The sequence below is a fragment of the Wolbachia endosymbiont (group A) of Udea olivalis genome (assembly GCF_964028365.1).
Lineage (GTDB): Bacteria > Pseudomonadota > Alphaproteobacteria > Rickettsiales > Anaplasmataceae > Wolbachia > Wolbachia pipientis.
Map to the genome: position 1 here is coordinate 288,159 of NZ_OZ034773.1, position 10,089 is coordinate 298,247.

General features: G+C 37.1%; 13 protein-coding genes. All 13 read right to left on the reverse strand.

What is annotated here, in order from left to right; genetic code table 11:
* The gene (locus ABWU32_RS01315) at positions 1 to 1,188 is read right to left on the reverse strand and encodes a hypothetical protein (protein ID WP_341823914.1); all 1,188 of its coding nucleotides are present in this window, start codon (positions 1,186 to 1,188) and stop codon (positions 1 to 3) included.
* 13 nt (positions 1,189 to 1,201) lie between these two features.
* Complete coding sequence (locus tag ABWU32_RS01320) at positions 1,202 to 3,151, reverse strand: DUF4815 domain-containing protein (protein ID WP_341823915.1); 1,950 nt, start codon at positions 3,149 to 3,151, stop codon at positions 1,202 to 1,204.
* 6 nt (positions 3,152 to 3,157) lie between these two features.
* A complete protein-coding gene (locus ABWU32_RS01325; protein ID WP_341823916.1) occupies positions 3,158 to 3,844 on the reverse strand; it encodes a hypothetical protein in 687 nt (228 codons plus the stop codon).
* Positions 3,845 to 3,864: 20 nt separating this feature from the next.
* On the reverse strand, positions 3,865 to 5,082 hold the full coding sequence (locus ABWU32_RS01330) for a phage tail protein (RefSeq protein ID WP_341824347.1): 1,218 nt from the start codon (positions 5,080 to 5,082) through the stop codon (positions 3,865 to 3,867).
* Positions 5,083 to 5,088: 6 nt separating this feature from the next.
* Entirely contained in the window at positions 5,089 to 5,886 is a 798-nt protein-coding gene (locus ABWU32_RS01335; RefSeq protein ID WP_015588499.1) for a baseplate J/gp47 family protein, read from the reverse strand.
* A gap of 9 nt (positions 5,887 to 5,895) precedes the next feature.
* Entirely contained in the window at positions 5,896 to 6,231 is a 336-nt protein-coding gene (locus tag ABWU32_RS01340; RefSeq protein ID WP_015588498.1) for a GPW/gp25 family protein, read from the reverse strand.
* A 5-nt stretch (positions 6,232 to 6,236) separates the two neighbouring features.
* Positions 6,237 to 6,689 carry a PAAR domain-containing protein gene (locus ABWU32_RS01345; RefSeq protein WP_318010167.1) on the reverse strand — a complete coding sequence of 151 codons (453 nt, stop codon included), beginning with the start codon at positions 6,687 to 6,689 and terminating at the stop codon, positions 6,237 to 6,239.
* 39 nt (positions 6,690 to 6,728) lie between these two features.
* On the reverse strand, positions 6,729 to 7,298 hold the full coding sequence (locus ABWU32_RS01350) for a phage baseplate assembly protein V (RefSeq protein ID WP_341823917.1): 570 nt from the start codon (positions 7,296 to 7,298) through the stop codon (positions 6,729 to 6,731).
* Entirely contained in the window at positions 7,288 to 7,815 is a 528-nt protein-coding gene (locus ABWU32_RS01355) for a hypothetical protein (RefSeq protein WP_341823918.1), read from the reverse strand. Before ABWU32_RS01355 ends, ABWU32_RS01350 begins: the two co-directional genes overlap by 11 nt.
* A complete protein-coding gene (locus ABWU32_RS01360) occupies positions 7,796 to 8,284 on the reverse strand; it encodes a phage tail protein (protein ID WP_164224822.1) in 489 nt (162 codons plus the stop codon). The genes ABWU32_RS01355 and ABWU32_RS01360 overlap by 20 nt, the downstream gene beginning before the upstream one ends.
* On the reverse strand, positions 8,277 to 8,597 hold the full coding sequence (locus ABWU32_RS01365; RefSeq protein WP_174516711.1) for a hypothetical protein: 321 nt from the start codon (positions 8,595 to 8,597) through the stop codon (positions 8,277 to 8,279). Before ABWU32_RS01365 ends, ABWU32_RS01360 begins: the two co-directional genes overlap by 8 nt.
* Before the next feature lie 83 nt (positions 8,598 to 8,680).
* Positions 8,681 to 9,685 carry a major capsid protein gene (locus ABWU32_RS01370; protein WP_341823919.1) on the reverse strand — a complete coding sequence of 335 codons (1,005 nt, stop codon included), beginning with the start codon at positions 9,683 to 9,685 and terminating at the stop codon, positions 8,681 to 8,683.
* A 24-nt stretch (positions 9,686 to 9,709) separates the two neighbouring features.
* Positions 9,710 to 10,081: a head decoration protein gene (locus tag ABWU32_RS01375; protein WP_341823920.1), complete on the reverse strand. Its 372-nt coding sequence runs from the start codon at positions 10,079 to 10,081 to the stop codon at positions 9,710 to 9,712.
* Positions 10,082 to 10,089 lie beyond the last annotated feature (8 nt).

Below are 10,089 nucleotides of genomic sequence, written 5' to 3' on the forward strand. Positions count from 1 at the left end.
CTACGTGACAATGATTCGTAGATTTTTGACTTTTGGCCGATAGACAACTGTTCCACTTAAAACCAATTTTATCCTTGTCTCATTGGCGTTAAAGTTTGATAGCACATGAGTTCTCTCTACCCAATTTTCCCCTATTGGTTTTCCTGATGTTAAATTTACTAATTGCCATCCTTTGGCGCTTTGTTCTACATATGCTTTTACATCTGCAGTGCCAGGTATTAGCGCATCATACGTTATGGTAATTTTAGTGTTAGCTCCTGCTGTAATGCTTCTTGTAACATAATCTCCAGACTCTGAAAGATTACCTAGAACTAGCTGTAACCCAGGATAGAGAACAGGACTTCTTTCTTTTGACCCTTTTAAATTTGCCTTTACTGTTAACTCTCCAGATAGTCTTTCACGCAGCGCGAGCGGCAAGTTATCAGATAGAAAATTTTCTTTTCCCTCTTCATCTATTAAGATAAATTCTACATTGGTATCAAATGCTACTTTTTCGACGTTTGTCAAAACAATTAAATCTGAAGTATTGGTTGCTGTAACTTTGCCAAGATCAATAACGTGAGAATTTTCGCTAAATTTTGCAGCTAGTAGTCGAAACGTTAAATCTAAATTTTGATGTGGAGTCCAGGTGCTTGCATTGCTAGATGAAAGTAATACTCCTACTTGATATGGCTGACTTGTTACCCAACGGCTATTTACTGCATCATATTTGCCAAGTTCTGCTATTTTGACTGTTGTCTCTGAATCATCGGTAAGTAAAACTATTGCATACTCCTCTCCTGCATGGCAAAACACTGGCGACCAAGTGATACGTGTTGCTGTGCCATCTATCTTTATATCTTTTGGCTCAATATAACTTTCAGCAATGACAGTCTGCGAGGGCATTCCCACTGCTGTTTCTCTAATCTGCACAACAACACGTTTTTTGCCTTTATTTATAAACCATAGCTCCACACCTCCTATGTGCCTACTTTCATTTAAAGTAAACGTTTGCGCTAAAGGATCAACTCTTCTTGCTGCGATAACTCTTCTTCTTTCCTCTATGGTAATTGTTTTTTTACCAGTATACGTTGCTTCTCCATAGCTTCCTTTATCCCCATAAAACTGTACTAATTTAGTACCTGCTGGAATATTTGCTGGGATTTTTATCTTTCCCTTTAATTTTCCCTGGTTGTTAGTTGTGAGCATATTTTTTTACCTCTTATGCAGTAGACTGAATGACAACACCATCAAACTTTACCTCCTTAAGCCTTTCACCTGGCTCAAAACCTTCAATTTCAAAATTCTGTACTGCTTCTCTCATAAATTCAGCTTCATATGAAGTACTTGACATCAGCTCTGTTGTTTCTTTAACATTAAATGCTCTGGTTATTGGACTTTTCCAATTCGTGGTAACCTCCGTCCAGTGATCTATATTTTTATTTAGAGTAATTTGTGCCGGAACTGGATCAAAAGCTTGATACGGATTAATTCTTTCTCCTTTAGTCTGTAAGAGCTGTTCTAGTACCGGCTCAAGTTCATACGGCAACAAATGAGGTTCTTTACCTCTTTCAACATCAATAATTTCCACATCTATAGGTAAAATTAATTCCTTGTTTACTATCGCTGCAGACTGCGAAATTCCTTGATCACGCATATCATCATCAAAGAATGAATCAACAAATACTCCTTTTTTGGTGGTAGGTTCTCTTGAATTTGCATCATTGCGTAAACGCTCCTGTGCAACAAGTGCATAAAGATCATTTATTCCTTTTTTCATTGCTTCAAGCTCATTCATCGGTACAGCATGAATAGCATTATTCACTATTTTTACCCCTTCTTTTTCTCCGTTTTTCCATGTCTGATGAATGTAGCAGAGCAAAAGTTGTCCGCTAGGTGCTTTAGGCATTGATGGTCGCCAAGGGTGAGCTATACCTTTTATTCTCCTTACTACTCCTTTGCTATCGATAGTAATTAAATCATAGCGGGGCATTTTCCAGGTGTAATCAATCAGAACCAAGCTGTTATCAACTGCTCCTTTTACTTTGCATCCCTGTTCACTTATATCTTCAGGGCTTACATGAGTACGACAGCGGTAAGTTATTTGATAACTACTTCCAGGAGCTGGCTCTTTACCTGGTAATGACCAATCAACATTTCCTGCATTTAACTTATAGTCTATACTATTTTCATAAATAACATTGCCTTGTTTAATTTGAATAATTTCAAGTACCGCAGAGTCAGGTATTGGATCAGTGGCTCCTGAATATGAACCGTGAGTAACAGTAATGGTTTTTTGAATAGTGATATCTACTTTTTTGATTTCACTTATTGGAAAATCATTAACTTTAAGTTCCATTACTCTTTGGCTATTTGGCTGAAAAGTATGTGGTTCTGATTCAACTGCTTTTATATCTGGATCTTCATCAAAAGAAACACGAATACTGTGAGGTAGCTCAATCTCATAGCCATCAACATGAGCTTTGCCCTCATTAATCACAAATATTTCTTTTTTACCTTTTTTTACCCCTTCTTCTCCCTTTTCTTCTTTGTGGAGGAACATTACTTCAAGGCCATTTACAACGTAGGAACCATTTGCCTCTTTGTCATAACGAGCAAGCGCAGTAGTTACTATATTTGCTTGTGGTGGCGGTGAATGTTCTATCAATACTCCATTTTCAATGTTATAAATTGGATAAAATTCTCCTGAAGCATTAGTAGTCACACCCTCAGCTTGATAACTCCAAGTGGTGGAAACTTTAAGCCTTGCAGCCCCTACTTCTTGATAGTTACGTGTACCAACAGCAGGATCACGAAGGTTTTCATCCTCAAGTTCTGTAATGGTAGATTCTACGTAATAAACACCTATACGCACTGTGGTACTCAGTGGAATAACAAACTCTTCTTTTTCGACTTTTCTAACCGCTCCACGAAGATAGATTTTTCCTGATTCAAGCGTAACTTTACCAGTTTCTCTATCTATAATACAATTGCTTCCTATTATAACATCACCATCACGAAATATTGCATCGCCTATGCCTTTAAGCTTAGAGAGAGCATACTCCTGAGTCTCGTTTAATTCTGCAGACTGTAGACCTCTTCCAGCAAGAAATAAGCTTTTTTCGTATTCTTTGTCAGGATTAAAGCGGTTATAATAGGTGTTTAAAGTCATTTTATTCTAAAAGGTTACAACAAATGAAAAAGTCTCTCTTGTGGCAGCAGTTCTGATAAGTGGTACAGTGTGTTCTAAAATCAGCAAGATTCCATGGTCTTCTATATCTTGAGGTTCAAAATATCTCTGTCCTTCAGGTAATTCTTTTTTTACTTTAGTACCAACCATAACCCCTAGCTCTCTGATTACTCGATTTGCTGCATCCGTGAAATCGAAAGTGAATTTGAGAAAAAGATTATTGGTTGGTACATCAGAAGGCCTAAACCTTCCAGAAGGAGTCAAAAGCTCTCCATTCTCATCACCGCTGCAGAAGAGTATCTCATCAACAACACGACGTCCAACTTCCTTAATTAATGTTGCAGAAGTAATTAGTTCCGGTGGTGTGTCTTGAGTGTACTCTATAGTGATTACGCTATCTGCTATAATTGCACCATTTTCTACACGCTCAATAGTGCCTGAGCTACTATCAACTATATAATCTATGCTTGACTGATAAATTGTTTGCCCTGTACAAACTTTTACATCTTTAATAGTGTGGTGATCTAAACCTATCTTGCCGCCTGCTGCAAAAGTTTTTTCAACTTTGTAGCTGCTTTCCCAGGTAGAATCTCCAGATCCCCAAGCAAGATGTATCGGTTGCTCTTTTATGCTCGCAGCAATAGCTGCTCTGCCTGATTGTGTCAGTATTGACATGTCTGATTGCGTGATTGATATTATATATATACAAGATTCGTAGAAAAAACGTCCAATTTTTTTGTAATAATGGGCTCAAAATTTTTCCAAGGGCGATTTAAGTGGCGATGTTCATGCCAAGTGACCATACCTGGGTAAAATACTGCTACGTAATTTTCTAGCTCATGAATAGGATCTTTCTGTTTTAAATCTGAGTCATTTTGACAATCAATATGATATTCCCTTAAATTAGACTCTATTATTCTTTGATCAGTAAAACTCTTTGCTTCGTAGTAATAAGTTATACTAAACCGCTCTAAAATTGGTGTACGTCGAAAATTCCAAATCTGCTCAGAGAGTTTATCTTCACTTAAGTAAAATGTATGCTCTATTTCTTTATAAGCAGTTGGTGCAAAACAAGCATTGATATTTCCCAAATTCCAACTATCTGATAATACTATCAACGCTTTAGCAAACTTAATTTCTGGCAATAAACCCTGTGGTAGAGGATATAGTGCTTTTAAGTTATACCACTCGTGACTTCTTTCATATATACCGTTGTAATTCTTGGTGTGAGGCTCTGTCTCTCCTAATACTGCAACATCCAACCTATATAAATCATTACTGTAACTTCTATCATAATGTGATCTAAAAGTGCTAAATTTAAATCTTGGATTTCCTATTTTTAGCTCAAATGAGTTTTTTCTTCCAAACGATAATACTGGCCCTTCTTTTGCTATTCTTACACCCGAGTAGTCTGAAAGAAGATCTCCAAAAATACTTTCATCTAACATAAACCGCTGAGCATTGTAATAATCATTGAATATTCGCATTAATCGAGATCTTGCCGGTGCAGAAAGTTTTGCCAGAGCAATTACACTATCGACAAAAAAGTCATTAGGAACATCAGAGATGCCAATTTGAAATTCAGCAAAATGCTCTCCTGGTGGTTCTTCTTGAATGGTAATATTATCAATGTTTGCCCATTTCAGCGCCATCTTCAGTGACTGTGGTGTACCGCGCAAACGTTGAAATCTTATTCCGTTTTGCTTAGCTAAGACCCATTCTTTTAATGCACTCTTAGTAGCTTTCTTACCCCAGGATAAAATTTCTCCCAAGCCGTATTCCGCTACTAGCCACGGCAACATTTCAGTCTGTGGGTTAAATTTAAATCCCCGTAGAGAATTTGCATCAAGAGAATAATTAATTATGTCTGTAAGTATTTGCTCTTGCTTTGAAGCATTTGGAGGAAGTATCACCAATTTTTACCTAACACTTAAATCACTTAAAGCAACGCATTCATTATTTTGTACAATTATGTCTTCTATTGGCTCTGTAAGCTCTATATTTTGTATACCTTCTGTAAAAAGATGAGCAATAATCCAGGACCTGGTTACATTCCACCCTAAACCTTTAGTAGACTCAAGACCTTTGATAAATTGTTCCTTTGCAGCTTCGATAACATCTTTTGATGCAGTAGGGTAAATATGCACTTTAGCATGAATAGTAATGGGAATAATACCACAGCCAATAACTGTAAGCGTATCTGTTAATACACGAATATCATCGCGAATAACGTGATTTCTGACGATCTCTAGCAATTCTTCTGAAGGTACTCCACCATTTTCTGTGGAAAGTATTGAAATCTGTACACTTCCTGGTATAGGTGATACCACTTGCGCATCTTTTACTCTCGTGTCAGCAGATAATGCATGATAGCGATAATGCTCTTTACTCCCTGCTGTTGACCAACCAACAATTTTGGCTTTTACCCGCTTCCTTAAGGATTCATCATTCTCTGACTCCTTTCTCAGCACACCATAAAATTCAGCCAAGTGATCAAGGTCATTACCTCTTGCAAAAGCAAGTAAATTTGCCTGTGCTGCATCATTAATCCTTTGCCTAAGCAAAAGTTCACGCCAGGCTGCTACTTCCAGTATCTTTATTGCTGGATCACTCTCAGTTAGTGCAGAAAAACTTGCATTCCGACGCACTAACTCTTCTTTCATTCGCGAAAAGATTTCCTCAAATTTTAATGTTTCGACAATATTTGGTGTTTTCATCCTACTACCTTATACTATAATACCATCAAGGCGGATCGGCTTTCCATTTGGCAGATAGATTCCTTCTAAAATGAGAGTTACTTTACCTTCTTTTATTTCTGTTATTTGTACACGTTTAAGCTTAAATCGACGCTCCCACTTTTCTAATGCTTCTGCAACTGCTGCATAAAGCTCTTGTGCAAAACCAGGTACAATTGGATGATCAATCAGCTCAAATAACCTTGATCCATAATCTCGGCGCATAACACGAGCACCAATTGGTGTAGTTAAAATATCAACTATTGATTGTTTTAAATGCTCTATACCACTTATTGTTTTACCAGTTTCAGAATTCATACCACGCATATCACTTACCCTGCAAAGACATCATTGCTTCCTTGTTCTGCCACTGCTCCACAGGAAATTAGGTCACCAGTACGAGCAATGGCTTTGCCATTTACAAACACTGAATCTGACCCCTCAAGAAGGGATTGACTAGTATGTGGTGGTTTATAAGGGTCTGTTGATGCATGTTGTGACCATTCATCTCCTTGACGATGCACAGGCCTACCATTTACAAACACATTACTGCTTCCTCCTATGCCAGGGCTTTGTAAATAATCTCCATGTTGGTTACACATATCACCAAAACGAACAACTTTTCCCTGTTTTGCCAAACTTAAATCTTTGTCTGATTCTGAAAGTCGTTTTTGCCCTAACAATGAACCTCTTGTTTCCTCCTCTCTTCTTGACTCATCTTCACATCCTGATTCATATCCACTTAATTCTGATGTTTGAGAGGTATACTCAATATCACCAATCATAATACCCTTATCATTATTAGCTCTAACATTTTTCTCTGGCTAGTTTAAATCTATTTTTTTCGCATTTAACTTAATGCTACTCTCAGTAATCTCTAGACTTGAGTTCCCAACCTGTAAGACAATCTTTTCATCAGTTATATTTGAACTTGATTTTCCCGTTTTTAAAATAACTTCCTTACTAGTTACTTCCATTTGCGTTTCTTTCACTGCAAAAACAAGAGCTCCTTCTTCTTTGACAGAAATTGTAAACTTACGACCATTTCGGTCATAGTAAATAACTGTTCCATCTTTAAAAACAAAACCGCTTACTTCTTCCTTACTTCCTTCTGGAATAGGATATTTTTTATAATAAATTGCAGGTAAGACAATCCCTTTGGCAATTTCACCAGATGGCGAAAGTACTATCACCTGTTCTCCAATACTTGGTGCAGACCAACTTCTGTCTTCTCCAGCTCTTGCTGTTACCCATGGCAACCAGTCTGTTAATATATTACCTATCATTTTTACACGTACCTTAGCCGTTCCACAGCCTACTTCTTCGACTGTGCCAACTCTAATCAAGTTATTAAGTTTTATTAGTAAGTTCGCATCTTCAAAACTATTCATCATTTTTGCCAACCTTTACATATTTATGCTTATTAGCAACTCCAATATCAGGCGTAAACCCAATGTAAACAGTACTCGGCGGAATACTACTCTTTGCCCATACTGAATCACCAAGATGTACTTCATGCACCCACTCTACCATCCACACTAAATATGCATCGAGCTCTGGCCTAAAATCATCTCCTCCTCCTGAGATAAATTCTCCTGGTGAAATTTTTTCCACTTTCCAAGTGTTTTTATTTACCATTCTTGCTACTTCTGCCGCCAATGCTCTGACAATAATAGGTGCATTTTCTATTGTGCTATCAATCACAATTCGTGCTTCAAATTTTGCTCTCAGCGCTAATTCTTCTGTTCCTGGATCATGTCCTTTTTCAAAGCCACTAAGTTCTATAAATACTGCTGGTGCTATCAATTCTTTCCTGATTGCTGGATAAACCTCACAAGTTTGAATTGCTGGTATCTCTGCCTTTAGCGTATTACAAATTGCCTCATGTAAATTAGTCCAAAATGCCGTCATAAAATAACTCATGTGTAAAATATTTTTCAAATATCCTTTCAACTTCATAATTAACAAGATTTTCTATTATCCTTGAAGCCTCAGGTTCAAGTGGTAGTTTAACCTCCTGTATCGGTAGTGCTGTTCTTCCTACACGTTTAAAAATACCACGATAGCCTCTTGGCATTGTTGCCATAAATTCATCATTAAATGCTGTTCTTATTTTTGCTTGTTTTATATTTATATCATACAGATATGCTCTAATTAAAACTTTCAAAGTGCTTTTTCTTGACTTGATGATTCTTAGTCTTTTTCTAATTACTTTCAGCCTAATTTGCTTTTCTTCACTGATTTCTCGGACAGCCTGAGATTTTAACCATAGTGCCGTTTTGTTTAGCGCTCTTACCGCTGCCAACTCTACTTTAGCTTTGTTAGCATCAATGTCGTGAGTAATTCTCTCAATGTTTTCATTAACTTCAATTTTAAACATCTTTCTCTCCAAGTACTGTACAGTTTATATTCCAAACTATTCCTGAATTACCTCGCAGTGGCGGAGAATATACTTTATATTTACAACCATCAATAACAAAAATATCTCCCACCATTGGCCTGAGTACATCAAAAACGCTTACCTCAAGAAAAAGCATCTCTCCCACAAATTGTCCTTCACCAATCTCGTATAATTTATCTGGCTGTTGCTTTAGTACTTGTACCATATATGACTTATCCTTTGATTCATACAAAGCTACTTTTCCTAAATGAGCAAAACAATCTTTAAATAATCTCTTAATATTCTCTTGCACATTTCTCCGCTATATACTAACATTTATATGCTAAGAAGAGGTAAAGCATTCTTCTGCCTCACACCGCTTTATATTTGTTCTACCTATGTTGCAACGATCTTGACTAGTATTGCTGGACGGTGGCACATTGGCAGAGGGTTTGACTGCGTATGCAAATCAGTCCCTCTATCAAATCTTCTTGGCTCTTGTTTTGCATATAGTGGCTGTCCAAGAGTATTTACTGTCTCATTAAAGTCTGCTGGTGCAAAATATGTTGTAAATGTGCTTGCTGTTCCTAGTGGAAAACAGTGCCCTGTATCTTTGTCAATAAATCTTCTCACGGTTCCTTCAGGATCAGTTGCTTGTCCTCTATATTCCTCAAACGTTATTCCACAGAACGCAAATCCTGACCTCATATCATTTCTTAGCGCTGCTCCTTCTTGCCATCTCTCATATGCTTCTTTCACTTTAGTATGAGAAGTAAGTGCATCAAAAAACTCAGGGCTTACTAAAGCATGAATTCCTGTCATATATTCACCACTTAGATTATCTTCTATGTGCCTCAATACTTCCAGACACTTACGCTTGACATCTGTTGTTGCTGTTCCCAGTGCAAAATTTACTACTTTTGGTGTTATTTCAAATTCGTTGTACAAATTTAATAATTCTGACCCATCAGCATCTAAAATTATTCCTTTCAGCGCTCCCATACGCAAATGCTCCAACGTTATTGCATGTTTATTTCTCATTAGCTGCAAATGGTCAGTTATTACATCTGCCAGCGCTTTAAGTTCACTTTCTGATCCAAATGCTCTTATTCCCTGTACTTCTTCTGGTAACACTACATCATCATGTGGAATATGTGGAATCGTAAATGTTCTTACCTTTCTTTTTCCTCTTTTTCCTACTGTTGCTGGTGCTCCGGGTACTTGCGTTGGTAGTAAACTTAATACTCCATTTTGCTCTTCTATGGTAATATGTCTAAATCTTACTGACCTACTTGGAAATAAATTTAAATTTTCAACACGTCCATAATTTATCGGCAATATATTCATCGCATTTGTTAGTGCCGTCATACTAAATGCTGGATTTGTAAATGGATTTTGCATTCTTTTTCTCCTTATTAATTTTAGTTAAACTCCCTTGCGGATAATGATCCCTCGTGCTTCAAGTTGCTTTATTGCTTCAGCTTTCTGTTCTTCAGTGATATTTGCTGGCCACACCACTGCATGATCTGCTAACATTGCAACACGAGTAATAATTACCGCTTTAGTATTTTCTATTGCATTTACATCACTTACTATTACACCTATCGCTGTTTGTGTGCCATCTGTTCCAGCGGGATTAAGTACTCTAATAAGACCATCTTCCGTCTTTTTGGCAACTACTGCACCAAGCTTAATATTTTGTCCCTTGGCTACTGTTATCTGATCTCTTGAATATAGACTTGACACCTCATACTTTAATAAGTCACCCAGATTATTTTGTTCGCTTATACAACTCATAAATTTCT